This window comes from Alkalicoccus saliphilus, from assembly GCF_003044065.1.
Classification (GTDB): Bacteria; Bacillota; Bacilli; order Bacillales; family Salisediminibacteriaceae; genus Alkalicoccus; species Alkalicoccus saliphilus.
Genome location: NZ_PZJJ01000002.1, coordinates 196,030 through 215,474, shown reverse-complemented (window position 1 = coordinate 215,474; position 19,445 = coordinate 196,030). Strand labels below are relative to the sequence as shown.

The 19,445-nt window shown below is 43.7% G+C and carries 20 protein-coding genes; 6 read left to right on the top strand and 14 right to left on the bottom strand.

Annotation, left to right across the window (positions count from 1 at the left end; all coding sequences use genetic code 11):
• Window position 1: 1 nt before the first annotated feature.
• On the bottom strand, window positions 2–1,390 hold the full coding sequence (gene fumC, locus C6Y45_RS02635) for a class II fumarate hydratase (protein ID WP_107583474.1): 1,389 nt from the start codon (window positions 1,388–1,390) through the stop codon (window positions 2–4).
• A gap of 209 nt (window positions 1,391–1,599) precedes the next feature.
• Here fumC and acsA point away from each other — a divergent pair, with 209 nt between their 5' ends.
• The gene (gene acsA / locus C6Y45_RS02630) at window positions 1,600–3,321 is read left to right on the top strand and encodes an acetate--CoA ligase (RefSeq protein ID WP_107583473.1); all 1,722 of its coding nucleotides are present in this window, start codon (window positions 1,600–1,602) and stop codon (window positions 3,319–3,321) included.
• A 126-nt stretch (window positions 3,322–3,447) separates the two neighbouring features.
• Here acsA and C6Y45_RS02625 read toward each other — a convergent pair whose 3' ends face one another.
• From C6Y45_RS02625 to C6Y45_RS02610, 5 genes are all read right to left on the bottom strand, one after another.
• Complete coding sequence (locus tag C6Y45_RS02625) at window positions 3,448–3,858, bottom strand: DUF420 domain-containing protein (protein ID WP_342752413.1); 411 nt, start codon at window positions 3,856–3,858, stop codon at window positions 3,448–3,450.
• A 231-nt stretch (window positions 3,859–4,089) separates the two neighbouring features.
• Window positions 4,090–4,260, bottom strand: a complete 171-nt coding sequence (locus C6Y45_RS17770; protein ID WP_170098700.1) for a hypothetical protein — start codon at window positions 4,258–4,260, stop codon at window positions 4,090–4,092.
• Window positions 4,244–5,506 (bottom strand): MFS transporter, encoded by a 1,263-nt coding sequence (locus C6Y45_RS02620; RefSeq protein WP_245922485.1) that lies wholly within the window; start codon window positions 5,504–5,506, stop codon window positions 4,244–4,246. The genes C6Y45_RS17770 and C6Y45_RS02620 overlap by 17 nt, the downstream gene beginning before the upstream one ends.
• A 56-nt stretch (window positions 5,507–5,562) precedes the next feature.
• Complete coding sequence (locus tag C6Y45_RS02615) at window positions 5,563–6,417, bottom strand: patatin-like phospholipase family protein (protein WP_107583470.1); 855 nt, start codon at window positions 6,415–6,417, stop codon at window positions 5,563–5,565.
• A 211-nt stretch (window positions 6,418–6,628) separates the two neighbouring features.
• The gene (locus C6Y45_RS02610) at window positions 6,629–7,483 is read right to left on the bottom strand and encodes a DegV family protein (protein WP_107583469.1); all 855 of its coding nucleotides are present in this window, start codon (window positions 7,481–7,483) and stop codon (window positions 6,629–6,631) included.
• A 298-nt stretch (window positions 7,484–7,781) separates the two neighbouring features.
• Here C6Y45_RS02610 and C6Y45_RS02605 point away from each other — a divergent pair, with 298 nt between their 5' ends.
• Together C6Y45_RS02605 and C6Y45_RS02600 are read left to right on the top strand one after the other, a co-directional pair.
• On the top strand, window positions 7,782–8,432 hold the full coding sequence (locus tag C6Y45_RS02605; protein WP_107583468.1) for a deoxynucleoside kinase: 651 nt from the start codon (window positions 7,782–7,784) through the stop codon (window positions 8,430–8,432).
• A gap of 77 nt (window positions 8,433–8,509) precedes the next feature.
• The gene (locus tag C6Y45_RS02600; protein ID WP_107583467.1) at window positions 8,510–9,178 is read left to right on the top strand and encodes a deoxynucleoside kinase; all 669 of its coding nucleotides are present in this window, start codon (window positions 8,510–8,512) and stop codon (window positions 9,176–9,178) included.
• Between the two features lie 103 nt (window positions 9,179–9,281).
• Here the strand turns inward: C6Y45_RS02600 and tatC are convergent, their stop codons facing one another.
• From tatC to C6Y45_RS02580, 4 genes are all read right to left on the bottom strand, one after another.
• Window positions 9,282–10,010, bottom strand: a complete 729-nt coding sequence (tatC, locus tag C6Y45_RS02595) for a twin-arginine translocase subunit TatC (protein ID WP_107583466.1) — start codon at window positions 10,008–10,010, stop codon at window positions 9,282–9,284.
• 86 nt (window positions 10,011–10,096) lie between these two features.
• Window positions 10,097–10,279, bottom strand: a complete 183-nt coding sequence (locus C6Y45_RS02590; RefSeq protein ID WP_107583465.1) for a twin-arginine translocase TatA/TatE family subunit — start codon at window positions 10,277–10,279, stop codon at window positions 10,097–10,099.
• Window positions 10,280–10,409: 130 nt separating this feature from the next.
• The gene (locus C6Y45_RS02585) at window positions 10,410–11,156 is read right to left on the bottom strand and encodes an NRDE family protein (protein WP_107583464.1); all 747 of its coding nucleotides are present in this window, start codon (window positions 11,154–11,156) and stop codon (window positions 10,410–10,412) included.
• A 28-nt stretch (window positions 11,157–11,184) separates the two neighbouring features.
• Window positions 11,185–12,459, bottom strand: a complete 1,275-nt coding sequence (locus tag C6Y45_RS02580; protein ID WP_107583463.1) for a cytosine permease — start codon at window positions 12,457–12,459, stop codon at window positions 11,185–11,187.
• Window positions 12,460–12,642: 183 nt separating this feature from the next.
• On the opposite strand from C6Y45_RS02580, the gene C6Y45_RS02575 reads away from it, so the two are divergent.
• From C6Y45_RS02575 to C6Y45_RS02565, 3 genes are all read left to right on the top strand, one after another.
• Complete coding sequence (locus C6Y45_RS02575; protein ID WP_107583462.1) at window positions 12,643–13,674, top strand: toxic anion resistance protein; 1,032 nt, start codon at window positions 12,643–12,645, stop codon at window positions 13,672–13,674.
• A gap of 11 nt (window positions 13,675–13,685) precedes the next feature.
• The gene (locus C6Y45_RS02570; RefSeq protein WP_107583461.1) at window positions 13,686–14,660 is read left to right on the top strand and encodes a hypothetical protein; all 975 of its coding nucleotides are present in this window, start codon (window positions 13,686–13,688) and stop codon (window positions 14,658–14,660) included.
• Between the two features lie 254 nt (window positions 14,661–14,914).
• Complete coding sequence (locus C6Y45_RS02565) at window positions 14,915–15,883, top strand: DUF2777 family protein (RefSeq protein ID WP_107583460.1); 969 nt, start codon at window positions 14,915–14,917, stop codon at window positions 15,881–15,883.
• A gap of 179 nt (window positions 15,884–16,062) precedes the next feature.
• On the opposite strand, the gene C6Y45_RS02560 is transcribed toward C6Y45_RS02565, so the two are convergent.
• Genes C6Y45_RS02560 through C6Y45_RS02545 form a run of 4 tightly spaced genes read right to left on the bottom strand, consistent with a single transcriptional unit; the run spans window position 16,063 to window position 19,437 of the window.
• On the bottom strand, window positions 16,063–17,595 hold the full coding sequence (locus C6Y45_RS02560) for a PH domain-containing protein (RefSeq protein WP_107583459.1): 1,533 nt from the start codon (window positions 17,593–17,595) through the stop codon (window positions 16,063–16,065).
• Window positions 17,588–18,067, bottom strand: a complete 480-nt coding sequence (locus C6Y45_RS02555) for a PH domain-containing protein (protein WP_107583458.1) — start codon at window positions 18,065–18,067, stop codon at window positions 17,588–17,590. The genes C6Y45_RS02560 and C6Y45_RS02555 overlap by 8 nt, the downstream gene beginning before the upstream one ends.
• Before the next feature lie 18 nt (window positions 18,068–18,085).
• Complete coding sequence (locus C6Y45_RS02550; RefSeq protein ID WP_107583457.1) at window positions 18,086–18,298, bottom strand: hypothetical protein; 213 nt, start codon at window positions 18,296–18,298, stop codon at window positions 18,086–18,088.
• 17 nt (window positions 18,299–18,315) lie between these two features.
• Window positions 18,316–19,437: a conserved virulence factor C family protein gene (locus tag C6Y45_RS02545; RefSeq protein ID WP_107583456.1), complete on the bottom strand. Its 1,122-nt coding sequence runs from the start codon at window positions 19,435–19,437 to the stop codon at window positions 18,316–18,318.
• Window positions 19,438–19,445: the final 8 nt, after the last annotated feature.

Genomic DNA, 19,445 nt, shown 5'->3' with positions numbered 1-19,445 from the left:
TCTATTCTACAGGCCGGACCATTTTTTCAAGATCAATATATTCTTCAAACTGCTCTTCTGTAAGATAGCCAAGCTCCACTGCTGTTTCTTTCAGCGTTGAATTGTTCTGAAAAGCCGTCTTGGCAATAGTTGCTGCTTTTTCATAGCCTATGTGGGGATTTAAAGCTGTTACAAGCATCAATGAATTTTTTACGTGCTTTTCAATAATATCCTCATTTACTTCAATGCCGACAGCACAGTTGTCATTAAATGAGTTCATTGCATCAGTCAAAAGACGGACAGACTGAAGGAAATTATAAACAATAACAGGCTTGAACACGTTCAGTTCGAAGTTCCCCTGACTCGCAGCTACACCGATTGTTGTATCATTCCCGAAAATTTGTGTTGCAGCCATTGTCAGCGCTTCAGACTGTGTAGGATTGACTTTACCCGGCATGATCGAACTTCCCGGTTCGTTGGCAGGAATTGTGATTTCCCCAATTCCAGAACGTGGTCCGCTGGCAAGCCACCTTACATCGTTACCGATTTTCATTAAATCAGCTGCCAGCCCTTTCAATGCTCCATGAGCGTAGACAATTTCATCGTGACTTGTCAGAGCATGGAACTTATTTTCCGAGGAATAAAACGTCGTTCCGGTGATACGGCTGATTTCTTCCGCCGTTTTGTCTCCAAAGGAAGGATGGGCGTTAATACCAGTACCGACAGCAGTACCTCCGATCGCAAGATAACGAAGCTGTTCGGCAGACTCCGTTATCATTTCTTCCGATCTTTTAAGCATGTAGGCCCAGCCGCTCATTTCCTGACCGAGGGTAAGCGGTGTAGCATCCTGAAGATGCGTTCTGCCGATTTTAATAATATCATTAAATTTCTCCGCTTTTTCTTCAATCGTTTTCCGGAATCGCTGCAGAGATGGAAGAAGCTGCTCATGCACTTCCTTAAGCGCTGCTATGTGCATAGCTGTAGGAAACGTATCATTCGAGCTTTGAGAGCGGTTGACATCGTCGTTTGGATGAATTCTCGCGTCGGATCCTTTCTCTTTAAATAGCTGGTTGCTTCTAAAAGCAACTACTTCATTCATATTCATATTAGACTGCGTGCCGCTGCCAGTCTGCCAGACAACGAGCGGGAAATGCTCGTAGTTTTTCTCTGTACGGATTTCCCGGCATACCTGCTGAATCATTTCCGCTTTCTCTGTTTCCATATTTTCCAGTCTGCTGTTTGCAGCTGCACACGCTTCCTTAAGTACAGAAAATGCGTCCGTTATTTCCCGGGGCATTGTTTCTTCTCCAATTTTAAAATTCTGGAGACTCCTCTGCGTCTGCGCTCCCCACCATTTTTCCTCCGGCACCTGAATTTCTCCAATAGTGTCCTTTTCCGTTCTGTATCCCATATTTTTCGTCCTCCTCTATTATGTATCGCATGAGAGCCCTTACAATTCAGGCCGGCTCTGCTGTGTACAAAGATTACGTTACTCATTTTCCATAAAAAAATCAAGATAACAGGGACATATTGACATTGAAATTCATTTAACGATTGAATTTTCTGAATGATATCGTTATGATGAATGTGTAGTGTTTAACAATTCTTGGAGGTGTCTGTATGGAAATACTGGAACCAAAACAAGGTACATATCAATTAGAGGACTATTCCCGGACTCGAGAAACATTCGACTGGGAACAGACGAAAGAAGCTTTCAGCTGGAACAAGACTGGAAACGTTAATATTGCTTACGAAACAATTGACCGGCACGTTGACGAAGGACGTGGAGAAAAAACGGCTCTCTATTATTCGGATGCAAGCCGCGATGAAGCTTACACATTCCAGGCGATGAAAGAGAAAACAAATCAGGCAGCCCATGTGTTTAAGGACCTTGGTGTTAAAAAAGGGGATCCTGTATTTATTTTCATGCCCCGCTCCCCTGAACTTTATTTTGCCCTGCTCGGTGCCGTTAAGGCCGGTGCAGTTGTCGGACCGCTTTTCGAAGCGTTCATGCAGGATGCTGTTCGTGCACGCCTTGAAGACAGTGAAGCAAAAATGATCGTAACTACTCCGGAACTCGTTTCAAGAATTCCTCATGAAGAACTTCCCCATCTGGAAACGATTCTCGTAACAGGAGACAGCAGCAAAGCTGATGAACATGAAAAGTATGTTTCCTTTGATGAAAAAATGAAAGCGGCTTCAACAGATGACTCCGCTATCGAATGGGTGGATCTGGAAGATGGATTTGTCCTCCATTATACGTCAGGCTCCACGGGTAAACCTAAAGGCGTTTATCACGTTCATAAAGCAATGCTGCAGCAGTATCAGACTGCCAAGTGGGTACTTGATCTGAGAGAAGATGATATTTACTGGTGTACAGCTGACCCGGGCTGGGTTACAGGTACTTCCTACGGTATTTTCGGCCCATGGCTCTATGGCGTAACAAACGTCGTACGGGGCGGACGCTTTTCTCCGGACGACTGGTATGCTACGCTGCAGAATTACAAAGTTACCGTCTGGTACAGTGCACCGACAGCTTTCCGTATGCTGATGGCGGCGCCGAAAGAAATACTCGAAAAATATGACCTTTCATCCCTTCGCCACATTTTAAGTGTTGGAGAACCATTGAACCCGGAAGTTGTCCGATGGGGATGGGACGTGTTCGGTCTGCGTATTCACGACACATGGTGGATGACCGAAACAGGTGCTATGCTTATATGCAACTATCCGAGTGAACCAATTAAGCCTGGTTCCATGGGTAAACCTATTCCGGGTGTAGATGCATCGATTATCGATGATGATGGTAACGAACTCGGCCCGAATGAAATGGGCAACCTGGCGATTCGAGCCGGATGGCCTGCACAGATGCGTAAAATCTGGAACAACGAACCGAAATTTAATGAATATTTTGCTATCGAAGGCTGGTACGTATCCGGAGATACTGCCTATAAAGATGAAGACGGTTATTTCTGGTTCCAGGGTAGAAATGACGATGTCATTATGACTGCCGGTGAACGTGTTGGTCCTTTCGAAATCGAAAGCAAGCTTGTTGAACATGAAGCGATCGCTGAAGCCGGAGTAATCGGCAAGCCCGATGAGATCCGCGGCCACATTATTAAAGCTTTTGTCGCCCTGAAAGATGGCTATGAACCATCCGATGATCTTCAGGACAATATTAAAAAATTCATTAAATCTGAGCTTGCAGCACATGCTGTTCCGCGCGAAATTGAATTTAAGGATAAGCTTCCTAAAACACGAAGTGGTAAAATTATGCGCCGTGTCCTGAAAGCATGGGAGCTGGACGAGCCTACCGGAGATCTCTCCACTATGGACGATGCCTAAAATAAAATGAGACTTAAAAAAAGTGCTGCCCCGCCGATCTACTGTCGGATGGGGCAGCACTTTTTATGAATTTATCTTTCCGGTTCTTCTTGCAGAGCTTCAGGAAGCAGATTTTAAATCCAAGCGCTAAAAAGAATAGTACGGCGAAATCATTACGTAAACAACGACTCCTGTAAAGCTGACGTAAAGCCACATTGGCATCGCCCAGCGGACCCATTTACGGTGTCTGGACCGTAAATCTTTATATCCTGTGAAAAAACTCATTAACGCGAAAGGAACGATGACTGCCGCTAAAATAATGTGGGATATGAGAATAAAATAATATATCCCCGCCATGATCCCTCCGCCCCCATAAGGAGTGGACTCTGCCATAAAGTGAAACGTGACATATGAAAGCAAAAAAACCGCTGTTGTAGTAAAGGCTGCATATATGAAGCGGCGGTGAACGGTTATGTTTCGTTTTAATATGGCAAGAAGCGCCCCCATTAAAAAAATGAAAGTAAACGTATTTAACGTTGCATTAAGCAGGGGAAGCACTGTGACCCAGCCCGGGAGCTCTCCTATGTAACCGGGAATAAACGACAGCAGTACAACAAGCAGATTAACAACAATCGTAATAACAATAACCGTACGGACATGGTGTTTGACGAGACTGTTCCAAATAGATTTAATAGGTTTTCATCCTTTCTTGTACGCTGAGGGTCAGTCAGCAGGCGGCTGCTTCCCCTCAGCCAGTATACAGGTTTTTTATTTGAAGGGAAAGATGATTTAAAGACGTGTAGGTTTTGTTTCATTCATTTTTTCGTTGCGGCGGCTCTGCTCCAGTTTATCCAGAAGCTGTCTGAGCATTTCCGGATCTTCTTTCGTAAAAAAACGTTTGTTTATTTCTTTTTTCACGAGCCGCTGAAGAAGCTTTTTTTCCTTACTGGTTAACAGCATGCTTTTTCCTCCCTTTAGATTTATCTGCAGACTTATAAACAAAATAAAAAGATACAGCCATTAAAAGAAGCAGTAAACTCGATACATAAAAAACTGCCGGTATACCGAAAGAACCGGCAACAAGTCCGCCCACTGCAGGACCTGTAACATTCCCTAAAAAACGAAAGCTCTGATTGTAGCCGAGCACTTCCCCCTGAATATTGACAGGGACTTTCTGCCGGATATAGGCCGTCACACATGGAATAATACCACCTACAGCAATTCCGAACAGAAAACGCAGAATAACAAGCTGCCAGATAGACGTCACAAATGCCTGCGGAAGGAAAGTTACAGCTGAAATAATCAGACAGATAAAAATTATTTTATCGTGACCTATTTTGTCACCCTGAATACCCCAGAACCTCGTAGCTATCAAATTACCAAGGCCTGTTACAGAAAAAGCCAGTCCGGCTAAAAAAGCTATGTTTTCTGAAGTTAACAGCTGGCTGACATAGAGAGCGAGCTGAGGCTGGATACTGAAATTGGCCGTCTGAACAACCAGTGACAAAATCATGACTATAAGCAGCATTTTATTTCTTATGATTAACAGGAGCACCTGCCGCATCGTTTTCTTTTCTTCAGTCCGTTTATTTTCAGTAATAATCTTTTCTTTTATACCGAAAGCAACGAGTGTTGCAGCCAGTGCTATCACAACAGAAGTTATAAAAAAAGTATAAGTAAAACCAACACTGTCTGCAAGCAGACCGCCTATAAGCGGTCCGAAAAGACCTCCAGAGACCGTTCCCATCTGAAGAGTACCGAGAACTTTTCCCGCTTCTTCCTTTGCTGTCTGTGCAGAGATAAGAGCCATTGATGTCGGGATAAACCCTGTTACTACTCCCATAAAAGCCCGGAGCAGTAAAAGCTCCCATACATTATTTACAAAACTCATTAATAATATCGACATTGCAATACCGTATCCGGTCAGCATTAATATCTTTTTTCTTCCGAAATTATCCCCGAACCTCCCCCAGAGAGGTGCTGCGAAAAAGGCTACTAAAAAAGTTATGCCGAAAATGAAACCGGACCATCTCTGAACGTAGGCATCGGAGAAATCTCCGAAAGTTTCTATATACACCGAAAGAAATGGGAGCACCATTGTCGCACTCGCAGCGACAAAAAAGTTAGCGATCCACATTACTGTGAGATTTCTATTTTTAAACATTTTTAATCTTCCTTTATGATCTATCGTATTAATGTTTCGCATTACGTAATATATCAACAGAAAAAAACGGCCTGTTCAGCCGTTTTCGTTAAAATGTATTACGTGGTAAGAAATTTTTCCAATTCGTCCGCCCTTTTTTTCATTTGTTCATAACCGTGATGATAAAGCCGTTCCAGTCTGGTTCTGTTTCTATCCGTTCTTGATACGTCGTAAAGCTCCAGAGGTCTGATAACAAAAGCCTTTCCTTTTCGTTCCATCTCATGAATATAATCCAGTGTCTGATTATAAATTAAATAGCGGTTTTCAATAATATTTATGAGTCCCGGAAATTCCCGATACTTTCTGCGGAAGTACCACATGCCTCTTTTGGCAGGCGCTTTTCGGTAACCCATTTTTTGAGTAAGTACAATCACATGTTTCTCATTACCATCTTTTACCGACCGGATGACCGGCACTGGATCACTAAGTCCTCCATCCATTAAAATTCTTCCGTCATAGTTAATCGGCGGAGCAACAAATGGAAGAGATGAAGATGCCCGGAGAATTTTATTGAGACCTTCCCGCATCTCATCTTTTTCATAGTAAATCGTTCCCCCGCTCATACAGTCGGTCACCCCTACGTAAAACTCCTGGTTGGAGCTGAAAAAATTAGTATAATCAAAAGGGTTTTCAGTATTGGGAATTTGATCAAAAATCAAATCCATGTTAAACAATTCTCCGTGACGAAGCAGCCTTTTATAGGAGATATAATCCGGATGATCTGCATACCCTACAGTCACTGCACGGTTTCTTCCTTTCTGCCTTGAAATATAAGAAGCAGCATTACAGGCTCCAGCAGATACTCCTATAACGTAAGGAAATTCCATTTGGGATTCCAGCAGATATTCAAGAGCTCCGCTTGTAAAAACTCCCCGCATTCCACCACCTTCAAGCACCAGACCCGTCTGCTTCATATTTACACCCCTTCTTCTCCTTATTTATTATAGTTTACAAAAGACACCGTCAGTACACCAGATTGAGACAGGGAAGCTGTATTTTTCGTCAATTTCAAAAAAACATTTTCGATTTCGATTAACCAAACGCAAGGTTAAAAAGTTTCTTCAGGGGTATTTTGGCGGCTTAATGAAAATTGCTGTTACAGACACCCATTATGCACCACTACTTTTATTCCTCATCGAAATAATACATCAGGGCGAGTGCTCCCGGTCCTGTGTGAGTGCTTATAATAGGAGTAGTATCCACGATCGGGAAATCCGCTTCCTTATCCAGTAACGAGGAGAGCTCTTCCTTCAGCTGGCCGGCGAGGTCCTCTGCTTTGACCTGGGCAATACCTGCTCCCATTATTCTTTTTCCGTTTGTTTCTTCAGCGAATTTTTTCGTGAGGGTCTGAATCATCTGGGAATGTGTTCTTACCTTGGTTACAGGCGTATAAACACCATCCTCCAGTGAAGCGATCGGTTTAATTTTCAGCAGGGAACCTATCATGGCACGTCCCCTTCCAATTCTTCCACCTTTTAATAAATACTCAAGCGTATCAACCATAATGTAAAGAGAAGTCCTCTTCCTTACTTCGTTAAGCCGGTTTGTAATATCCTCCACCGAAAAGCCTTCTCCGGCCATTTTGGCTGCTGTTTTCACTTGAAAACCAAGGGCCAAGGATATGAACTGCGAATCCACTACTGTTACGGAAGAAGTGGAAAGCCCGGCAGCTGTAACCGCGCTCTGGTATGTACCACTCATTCCCGAACTCATATGAATGGACAGAACTTCACTTCCATCTTTGCCAAGTTCATTATAAACCTGTTCAAACACTCCTGTCGGAGGCTGGGAGCTTTTAGGTATCTGCTCAGCCTTTTCCAAAAGGTTCACGTATTCTCTGCTGGTAATTTCGACTCCATCCTCGTAGGATACCCCATCCACCGTAACCGTCAAGGGTACTACGATAATCCCGAGCGTTCTCAATTCCTGATCGGGCACGTCTACTGTGGAATCTGTTACAATTTTTATTGGTTTGTTCATATTACCCCTCCGGATCTCCCTGCTGTATTCTCTTTTTAAGAATACTATAACAGACAGATTTTGTTAAGGCTTACGGTTTTCAACACTGGCTGCTCTTTATTGGCCTGCCGGTACTTTTAATACAGGGATTTTTTTATCTCCATAAACAGAAGCCTTGGGCACCTTAATTTCTTACAAACGTTTTTCGATGTATAACTTTTATAGTGGAAATTCTGCAAATTACTTTTTCGTAACTGCTCTCTTCTATGGTAGAATAAAAAATGCTGTATAGACGAGCAATTGTAAAGGAGGAAGCGGTTTGACCAAACAGTTTGATGCCCCTTTTATAGCAGTGGAAGGCCCTATTGGTGCCGGTAAGACGTCTTTAGCTCTTAAGCTGAGCGAGCACTACCGCTTTCATCTGCTGGAGGAGATTGTCGACGAAAACCCTTTTCTCAGCAAGTTTTATGAGGATATTGACGAATGGAGCTTCCAGACAGAGATGTTTTTTCTCTGTAACAGGTTTAAACAGCTCGAAGATCTTTATGAAAACCAGCTTAGTAAAGGCTATTCTGTCGTAAGTGACTATCATATATTTAAAAATCATTTATTTGCGAAACAGACTCTGAGAGATGAACACCTTGCAAAGTACGAACGAATTTATAATATTCTTACGGGAGATCTTCCCCGTCCCAACGTCATTTTGTATATTAATGCCAGTCTTGATACATTGTTAAACAGAATCAGCCGAAGAGGCAGGGAAATGGAAAAATCAATCGATCCTTCCTATCTTCAGCAGCTGTCGGGGGATTACGAGCAGTTTATGCGGGATCACCAGCACGTCTATCCGGAAATTCCAGTCATCACTCTCGACGGGGACCGCCTGGACTTTGTAGCAAACCCTCACGACTTCAGCCGTATAGTAGATCAGCTGGATGAGGCAATAACAAAAAAAAGATCCCTTTTATAAACATATTCCATCGCTTCTATGTAAACATTACAGAGCTTTAAAAAGCGGTTGGTACAACGAGAATTGGAGTGGAAAAAATGAGTACTATCAATCACGGACTAGCACCGAATTCCCTGATTACCCTTGCAGGCACAGTAGGTGTCGGCAAGTCCACGCTTACAAATACACTGGCAGATACATTAGGATTCCGGGCTGCCTATGAAAAAGTAGACGGCAATCCTTACCTGGAAGATTATTATGAAGATTTTAAAACATGGTCTTTTCACCTGCAGATGTATTTTTTAGCTGAACGCTTCAAACAGCAGAAGCGCATGCATGAAGAAGGACTCGGCTACGTGCAGGACCGGAGTATATACGAGGATGTCGGTATTTTCGCGCAGCTGCAATATGATCAGGGAAATATGTCCGAAAGGGATTTTAATACGTATCATTCTTTATTTGAAGCGATGGTCATGAACCCATATTTCCCTAAACCGGACGTCCTTATTTATATAAACGGCTCTCTCGAAAGCATTATGAAGCGTATCAATTCCAGAGGCCGACAGATGGAAATCGATACTCCATATACTTTCTGGGAAGATTTGTATGATCGCTATCAGACGTGGATTAATAACTTTCAGGAATGTCCTGTACTTCATCTTGATATTGACCACTATGACTGCAGTGACCCGGCTTCGATGAAAGAAATTGTGAAGGCACTTGAAACCCTGCAGCGCCAGTCGTCCAAAGAACACGTCAAACTGTAGAAGTCAGCTTTTTGAAATGGACATAAAAGAGTGCTGGCCCGGGGGTCTCCCCGGGCCAGCACTCTTTTTACTAATTATAATGTGCCTTTAAAACGGCGATCTGCTAATCTGAAGATTCACGGAGCCGTCTCATTCTTTTTTTATAAACTATTCTGGATAAACTGATACTCGCTTCATACAGAAAAATCAGCGGAACAATTACCAGAACGTCTGATAAAAAGTCCGGTGGTGATACGAGTACACTTACGATAACTATCGCAAAGTAGGCGTATTTTCGGTTTTTATGCATCCCGTGAGGCGTAATAACCCCAATGCTCGTTAAAAACATAACAACCAGCGGCATCTCAAACAAAATACTGAATGGCACGGTCATTCTGAGAACAAACTGAAAATAGCGGTCGGCGGTAAACATTGTTTCGAATGTTCCTGCACCGAGGTTAAGCAGAAAATCAAGTACGATCGGAATAACGATAAAGTATCCGAATGCCAGTCCTCCGGCAAAAAGAACGAACGACGCAGGGATATACATTAAGGACGCCTTCTGCTCCTCCGGTGTCAGTCCGGGTTTCACAAAAAGCCAGATCTGCAGGACTATCACCGGTACAGCCAGTGCCAGTGAGACGACAGCCGCTATCGAAAAGTAAATAAGAATAATATCCAGCGGTCCCAGTACAGCTAAAGGCATCTCCAGATCTTTAGTGAGCCAGTCGTATATGTCCTGTACAAAAATAAATGCTGTAATAAAGGCTGCTATAAATGTTGCAAGAATAATTATAATTCTTTTTCGAAGTTCGTCGAGATGATCAACGATTTCCATATTTTCCTGATTCATGCCTTTTCACCCTAAAATAAAAATTTCCCGTTTTTTGCAAAAGAGAAGCCTGCTCAAGCTTTCACTCGAGCAAGCTTCCAGGAGACCTACTGCTGCTTTTTATTATCTGATTCATCGTCCGATGTTAAATCTTTTGTGGAATTACGGAACTCTCTGAGTGTCTGACCCATTGCACGGCCGATTTCCGGAAGTTTTTTCGGACCGAAAATAACGAGAGCAATAACGAGGATCAGGATCAGCCCCGGGATACCAATACCGCTGCCTAACATAATAACCCTCCTTGGATCCCTTAAGGATCTTCAAATTACATTATTCATACTGCTCAATACATCATATCATATTTAAGCACCGGCAACCAACGTCGAAATGTCCTTACTTTCGGCTTTAAATGAGAACAATTTATGAATTTTTTTCAAGATGGAAATGAAACTTTACTTCTCCTCTTTCCGGACGGTAGGAACGTTCAATAAATGTCACCTGATGGTTTTTGCTTACAAGGATCACGGTGCTGCACCTCGTACCGTATTCGGTCATGTTAATATACGGCGGAGAAAGTGATTTTTCAAGTTCAAGTCCTACCCCGGTATCCGGAAGCTCTGTTTCCGGAAACGGATCGTTCCTGGAGAGCGCCTTGAATAGATGTTCTATCAACTCTTCTTTATTCATGCCGGGTGCGGCTGTCAGTTCTTTTTTCAGGAAAGCTGTTTTAGGCCATTCTTTTCCGAGAACTGCGTTGGATAAAGCAAAGATTCCTTTTTCAATTGTCTCAGATTTCCCGTTTCCATTTGTTTCGTAATGAAGTTTATCGACCGTACCATACAACAGATTAAAACCTGCGAAAGACCGCTTTTTATTCATATACGCTTCCAGATCTCCACCGGTAAGCCAGGCAGGTACCAGTACCCCCCGCGAATAGGGAAAAGAGTTATGTTCTTTCGGGTTCCTTATATTAGTAACTGCTCCGATTTTTCCTTCCCTGGATATACCGATCCAGGTGCCGCCCTGCTTTATGTCTTTTCCGGCAACAAATCCCTCTTCCCACCAATGGGCCTGTTCGGCAGGCCGGGCAATAAACTCGTCCCGATTAGCTGCTATAATTAAAGGATAGTCAGGATGCTCCTTCATAACTGCTCCTATAATGCACATCGTACCATCTCCTTTATTGAAAAAACCTTTAATGGCCTGCTGAGTTCTTTTTGTTTACGATACTGACCAGAATATACACTGCAAATATAAGTAGAAACACTGTAATCCCCGGAAAAAAAGACGGTGGGAAAAAGAAATAAACAGTACTTCCCAGAATGGTTATTAATCCAGCTCTTACATTCAGCTTCTCTTTTACACCCTTCAGTTTATTTTTGTGGACAAAGATATATTCTCCTGAGATAACGGCAGACAAAGGAATAATAAACATTCCAAGGACAGAAATAAATTCCTCGGCTCTGTCCACTACCTGCGGAAGTGCACTGAGCAGAACTGCCGCCCCTCCAAATAATAAAGCTGAGCGCAGGCGGCCTGCTGCCGGTATGCTGTTTAATAGACTGTATCCACCGGTATAGGCATTATTTACATTTATAATGAGCATGCTTCCTAAAGCTGCCATAATTATCACGAGAAAAAGTATTTGATTTTCCGTACGCTCCGCTGCGGAAAGAAAAGCATTCCACTCCCCACCTGAGGCTGCTGCCCATGCTCCTAGTACAGCCGTAAATATAAATCCAATAGTATTGCCTGCAAAAAGACCAGCGGTTCCGTGCACTGGACTTTTAGCGTACCGCGTCAGATCAGACGATGTACTGACGCCGGAAATATATTGAACGAAAACAAGACTTCCATAAAAAATCATTGTGCTGACTCCTCCGCCCCCCGATGCAGCGTCAGGAAGACCATCCCCTAAAAATGTCAATATCATTGCTGCAGCTCCGAGGATCAGAACAGGAGTAAACCAGACAGCAAAGGTTCTCATGGCCTGAAAACCGATCATTGCTGTGAAAACCATAATGGAAGCCAGAAGTACGGTCAGAGCGGTGAACGGCACGGACACCCCTGCGTCGCCTAATAACGAGTGTATTAAATAAGCTCCACCGACAGCCTGAACGCTGAACCAGTAGAGAGAAGTCAACGTCCTTACCGGTGATGAAAACAGCATCGATCCGCTGCTTCCAAGAAGAGAGCGGACGGCAAATTGTGCAGGTATGCCCTCACGTGAGCCCGGAAGCGACATAACAGATACGAGTATGTAAGCTGGAACTGCTCCAGCAAGTGTAACCAGAACTGCCTCATAAAAAGTCAGACCGCCTTCCAATACTGCAAGAGCTGGAAGCAGCATGTTTCCTGCATTAACATTAATCGCAGCCTGCATCCGTATGTAATCCCATACGGACGCCGTTTTCATACTGTCAGGAACAGGCTTCAAGCCGATTGTTTCAAATTTTTCGCTGTATCCCAACTGCCTCCTCCTTCCAGACGCCCTGTTTATATTATGAATTATAGCACAGCTCCTGCACAGAACTCATAATAGCGGTTACGCGGTCATAATTGTCACTCTTTACTATTGAAGGTATAATTAACTCAGAAACTTTTTGGATGTCACAGGCCAGCAGGTGACAAATTAAAATGGGGAGGGTTATTTATGACGGAAGAAAACAAACAGCAGGAGCAGGCTGCTGAAAAAGAAGAGGCGGAACAGTACCTCGATAAAATTAACGACAAACGTAATATTGAAGAAATTCTCGAATCCATTGGCGGTCTCGGTACTAAAGAGCAGGAAAAAGCCGGAGAATCCCTTGAGGCTTTAAGACGGCCGGTAAGCGATATGATGAATGAACCACATCATAATCTGCCGGATCAGCTTTCCAAATTAAAAGAAGTCGTTGCCGAGCTCGAACCTAACTATCTTCAGCAGGGAAAATTCAAGCAGTTTTTGTCTAAAATCGCCCGCAAAAGTCCTATCGAAAAATATGCAAGAAAGTATCAGACGGTAGAAAGCGAAGTTGATACGATCGTAGAAGCTCTCCTTCACGGGAAAGATAAACTGCAGGAAGATACAGTCATGCTTCATCAGCTGAAAGACGTAGCAAGAGAAAGAATTGCCGGGCTGAATGAACAAATAGAAGTCGGAAACCAGCTGAACACTATGCTGGAACAAGAAATGGAAAAGCCGGAATGGCAGGAGGACCCCACGCCGATTAAAAAAGGCCAGCAGAAAGTTCTCTCCCGCATTAAAAACATGCAGCAGGCTGTTCTTGTTCTGCAGCAGTCTCTTGGCTCTGTCGATATCATAGTAGAAAATAATGACAAACTGGAAGAGGCAATTTTTAATTCTATTACCATGACAAAAAACATCATTACCGTCACAGCTTCAATCCAGCTGTCTCTAAGCAACCAGCGCCAGGTTATAGACGCTGTGCAGAACGTTAATAAATCGACGGAGCAGATGCTTTTGAGCAACGCGGAAATGCTGAAATCAAACACTGAAGAAACGTTAAAAACTCTAGAGGAACCGGCAGTGGCTATCGAAACATTCCGGAAAGCGTACGAAGATGTTTATGCTGCTATAGAATTAACAGAGCAGTCCAATGAACGCATTATCAACTCCAGCAAAAAATTTATCTCCGAAATGGATGAACTCAATAAACAGATGGAGAAGAAACTGCTTGAATAGGAGGAAATGAGGTGACAGCAATGAACTGGCGGGACAGATTAATCGAACAGAACTGGCTGCAGCCTTTTCTGCCAAATTATATGCGGCCTTTGAATGAGCCTGCTATGACGAACGAGCATACAAAAGAATTTGTATTCGAAGCAGAAGAATTCATTTCTGATCTCGCCGCTCTTGTAGAGCTTCCGAGAATGAATAAAACGTTCAAGCGGAGTATACAGGGCTTCACTTACAAAATAAAAATAAAGCCTAAAAAAATTCAGGTGGAGATGATTGATACTCAGAAGTCATCTGCCTCCTTGAAAAAAAGGGTGTTTATTACGATATACCGCCAGCACATTAAAGAGATCAGCGGGCAGGGAAAAATAATGGATGCTACTATTTATTATCAAAAAGAAGGACGTACTCATGTAAGGAGCATTCGAAGGCATCCTGTGTTTCAGCCGCTTTTTTATCATATCCATCGTCTGGATATGTCTATCAGCGGGCAGCAGCTTCCGGACCAGATACAGCCGTCTTCCATGGCCGAGCAGACGCCCCATATTCCAGCGGAACAGGAAGCGGAAGCACTCCTGGAGGCGCTGAAAGATGTGAAAAAACGTTTTTCTGAAGTGCGGGAAGCCTCAGACCTTCTTCAGCAGATGATCCCACCTATGGAAAAAACTGCTGAAGAATATGCTCTGCTGGATGTCGAAGAAAAGCACGACCTTAAGCGTATGGTTCTTCACGATATCCCGAACCTGCTCCAGACTTATGTTTCCCTGTCTTCAGAGCAGAAAAAAGACTCACGGGACAGGATGCTCCAATCCCTCGATAATATGTACTCCATTATAAAAAAGCAGGCAGAAGATCTTCAGGCTACCCGTATGGAACGCATGAACCACCTGCTGCAGCTGAATGAGCTGCGCTACAGTCCGGATTATCAAAATAACCAAATGAAAACTTCAACGATGATGAAAAAACATCAGAAACAAATAGACGAGCAGTAGAATTCCGGCTGTTCTGATGACCAATCCCTTTTTGAAGGAAAATACTCAAGCTTTTCACTCTTTCCCGGCAGAGGCGCAGATAAGATTTTACACTGCATCCGAAAGCGGTCTCTGCGGATGCTTTCGGATTCAGAAAAAAGAGCAGCAGAATGTATGACCCCTGCTCTTCTCCTTTCCAGCATTATAAAGAAGTGATAAGATATGTTTAGCTGCGGGCTGCTGAAGCCTGAATAAGTAATAAATGAGGGATCGAGATGGATCGAAGAACCGCCCGGCGCTGGATAGACCAGCATGTACGCATTGAAGAAGAACAATCCGGTGCCTATGCAGGGGTACTGGAAGAAGTAATTACGCATGACCGAAAACCATGGGAAGGCGTAATAAGAATTAAAGGTGTACTCCGTGCACCGCAATACAATCATACGAAAGAAACCCCCGGTTCGCTGCTGTATGAAAAAGACGAACTCGTGACTACATCCGGCAGAAAGATATCCCCATTAACAAATCATTTTACTCTCTCCTACAAAGAATCCTATGGTGAGGCTGTAAAGCAGCTTTGGGATATTGAAAGTGAGCAGGTGGAAGCAGGCGAGAGAATGCTCTCTGTTCTTCAGCAGGAGCTTCGTACATGGCAGATGGAGCACCTGCTTCAAGAGTCTTCTTACGCCTACTATGCATTTTATTCGGAAAACAACGACGATTACCTGTACGATGAGAGAAAAAAAGATACTCTTTCTTTAGAAGGCTGCCCGTTTGAATTTGAAATTCAGACGGAAAGAGGCTGGGTGCCTGCCTACTACAAGAAAAAAGGCACGTTCGAAGAACCGGAAGGGAAGCTTTTAAAGGTGCGCGATGGAGATTCTCTCCGCCTTGATAAAGAACAGTTCGACCCTTATAAGATGCTGATAAATGAAATCAGTGATCCGGCTCTGCAGGCACTGGAAAGAGGATTAAAAAAATTCGGGCTTGGACACGAAAACTGTGTACACTGCCATAATTCTCTTCTTATGCACCTTCTTGCTTCGTTCTCGAAGCAAGAGTTTAAAGGAGTAAACTTTATTACTTTTTCTAATGGCAGCAACCAGGTAATTGTACAGCATCATTATGAAAGAGCCATTCAAAAACATCATAATAAGGCGTTCGACAGATTTGAATTCACGGCTGATAACGGCAGACGGATGATCACAGCTTATTCTGCCCAGGCTTCTCCTGACAACAAGTAATCGGGCAGTGTTGCAGCAGGCGACTACGAGGCGAGATGGGACGAGCAGATGATCCGTTTGGGAGGAAGAAATCAGCTGAAGCCGGTCCGCCTGGAAAGCGTCCTGCGGAAGCGAAAGCAGGGAAATGTGTATGGATGTATAAAAAATATTTTATAAACAGCCTGAAAAAAAGGAGCCGGTTAAATCCGGCTCCTTTCTTCACTTTCTATATCATGAGGGGGAACTGATTCCTCTGTTTCATAGGAATACCACTCCATAAAAGTCTCTTTCTGCTCTGTGGAAATATGTTTTAATGAAAACACCTTTCCGATGACCGTAGTCAGGACTGAAACAGTGATTGTATACAAATCATCAAGCCTCTGCAGAGGATTCTGTGACATCTCCATATCCTGAATTCTTCTTTTAGGAAGCATAACTTCCGATTTGGAAAACTGCCGGGAACGAAGGCACAAATAATCCCACTCACTGCATATTCCTGCGGTTTTATACTGAACATATCCGAGTAGACCTCCTGCTATTGGCAGCAGAAAAGCAAGCCATCCATAGGGCACAAAGTACGCAGCTGCACCGGCACCGATAAGCGCCGGAACAATTAGTTTAATCATATACCGTCTCATACTTTCTTTTGGAAGCCCCTCATACTGAGGTTCAAACGCATATTCCGGTATAATTTCCCCCAGAAGTTCTTTTACTTCACTGCGCCTGCAGAGAGGAAGCAGAATCGTGGATAAATCTTCATCTTTTGTTCCTCCCCCCGCACTTTCCACATACACAGCGCAGTAGCCCAGCGGCTGTCTAAGAAGGTTTTGAACGACTCTGACTGCATTGATCCGGTTTTCGTTTAAAGTAAGCTGGCGCTGCTCCAGAACACCTCTTGAAATATGAATCTCCTCACCCTTTTTATTAATGGTGAACATTCCATACTTCAGGACAGTGGATGCGATCGTAAACAGCCATGCGGAAACGAGTACCGTCACAATAAACATCCCAATGTATACAATACTGGACTGGATCACCCATCCTACTGCAATATTAATCAGCCAGTCCGGAAGAAACTGCGGCAGTTGTGATACAACAGCGGCCATAAATGTTGCAGCTATTCCTACACCACTTGAAGTTACAGCTGCAATTACAAGCCTTTTTATGCCAAGTTCCCATTTGTAAACAGGCTCTTCCTTTTTTTTCTCTGGGAAAGGAGTCAGACTATGAGCCATTCCTTCACTGATTTCTCCTAAATATGCTTCCGAAAAGTTTACTTCCCTGCCGTTCCCGCGATTTAAGAGCTCCGCTTTAATCTGCTCGGCTTTATGTCTTTTTAAAGCAACCAGACGGAATTCAGGCTCACTTCCCCCTCCCGCCGTTTCGATTTTTAACTCTACCAGACCAAAAATTCTCTGAACGACTTTAGCATTTATGTCGATACTCTGAACCCGGTCCCTCCGGATAAATCGGTTTTGGCGGAAGATCAGTCCCTGTTTCACTTCCAATTCATCGGATTTTAAATAATACTTAAATCTCCACCAGCTGATGAATCCATTAACAAGGGAGCCGATAAGAATCAGCGCAAAGAAAGCAATAAAAAACAATGAAGAAATACCATCGGCCTGCTGGCCGAAAATAAATACGACAATTACTGTAATTATCATCTGTTTTAAACTGCCGAGAAAAGATATAAACATTGCGGCGGGGTGCTGCCGCTGCCAGTTATTCATCCGGATCCGCTTCTCTTGCCAGCTGAGCTATCTGATCGCGGAGCTCGCCTGCTGCTTCCATTTCCAGACCCGGTATTTCGTGCACCGTGGCAGCAGTGGATATTGTTACACTCGCCAGCTTATAATGTCTTAAAATTGGTCCCTGCCTTGTATCAACGTGCTGCACCCTGATCATCGGAATAATAACACGCTCTACAATAAAAACACCCCTCATTAATTCCACTTCATTTTCATAAACCTTATAGCGCCACCGTTTCCATTTCAACGGCTGCAGTATGAAAATACTTAAAACCGCAGTTAAAAGAAAAAAGCCGACCAGTGTATAAAATATCCACATAGGAAGCTCCCAGACCTGTGCAGCTCCCCAATATCCGGCAGGGATAAGAAATAAAAAGATCGATTCAAACCCCGCAGTTATTTTCCACACTCTCCTTGTTTTCGGAGCAAGGTAACGATCAGGTAACGGCCTCATTGAACAACTCCTCGCTTCCTACTCATCCTCTTCGTTTACATATATAATAGTTACACCCTGTTCCTCAAGGTACTGAAGTACCTCCCGGTTCAGATCCTCTTCCCGCAGAAGACCGAGAGAAGGTGCAAGCTCCAGCTCCTCCAGCTTCCCATTCTCCGCATCTTCTATAAGTTCAATAACTTCCTCCATATTTCTTTGTTCAAGCCGGCTCATTAAATCTGCTCTGCTCAATTGAAATGCCTCCTTGTTTATTTTTCTTTATCAAAAGCTTCTGACATCTGCTTCCATACAGAACCTTTCGCTTCTTCTCCCTTTTCGATACGTGCGAGGGCTAGCTTTGCCTGAAGTGCTACTTCGAACTCAGGATCTTTTTCAGCAGTGCGCAGTGCCGGAAGAGCCTGTTCATCTCCCACTTCATACAAAAACATCGCAGCTCTCCACCGGACTAATTTGCTCTTATCTTCAAGGGCTTTAATCATTGGTTCTATCCCTGCTTTACTTCCGAGATCAGAAAAGGTATCGGCAGCAGTTCTCCGAACCGTTACGGACTTGTCCTCCATCGCCTGATTCAAATAAGGTATTACTTGATCATCTTCCAGCATGCCTAAATAAACTACTGCAAGGCGGCGGATGGAAGATTTTTCATCATGCAGGGCTTTTTCCAGCACCGGAAGATCGACCAGCTGCGGATTCATCTGTTCGAGGCTTGAAAACCTGTTTCTCCAATCCGGATCATCCAGCATTTCCTCTGTTACTTTCAGCCATTCTCTTTCCGGCTTTGAATTTTTACCCGGTTCACGGGCCAGGGCAGCAAGCTGTTTCAGGCGCTCCTCTGAATAACTTGCTTCAAGTTCCTCCGAAACTTCGGAAGCTAATTCTTCAAGTGAACCATAACGGGGGCGATAGTCTTCCCATCTTCTTTCCATCACGACATTATCTTCAGGAAGAGTAGCATCACCGACGGCCTGAATAAATTTATCAGAAAGCGCCGCCCGTTTTTCTTCTTCCCCATCTGTAACTTTCACCTGCATAGGGATACCTTTAAACGTCTGAACCTGCACCTGAACTTCACCAAAGTGTTCATCAATGGATACTTCGTCCGCGGCTTCTGTCTCTTCTCCAAAAACTTTTCTTACTTCAGGAAGGATTACCTGCCAGTCCTGTTTCGGATGTCTGTCAACGGCTATAAAGTCAGCTACATGGTACACGCCTTTTATGCCTTCAATCTGAAAAAGTTCCTGAACAAATTCCGGGGCTCCCTCCAGTTTGTCTTTCGTATAATTATTAGCTTTTCCCTGGGGAAGTGATTCACTCAAAGTGAATTTCATAGTATTTGGACTTGGTGTAGGTTCTACAGAGGTAATTTTCATCGTAGCAC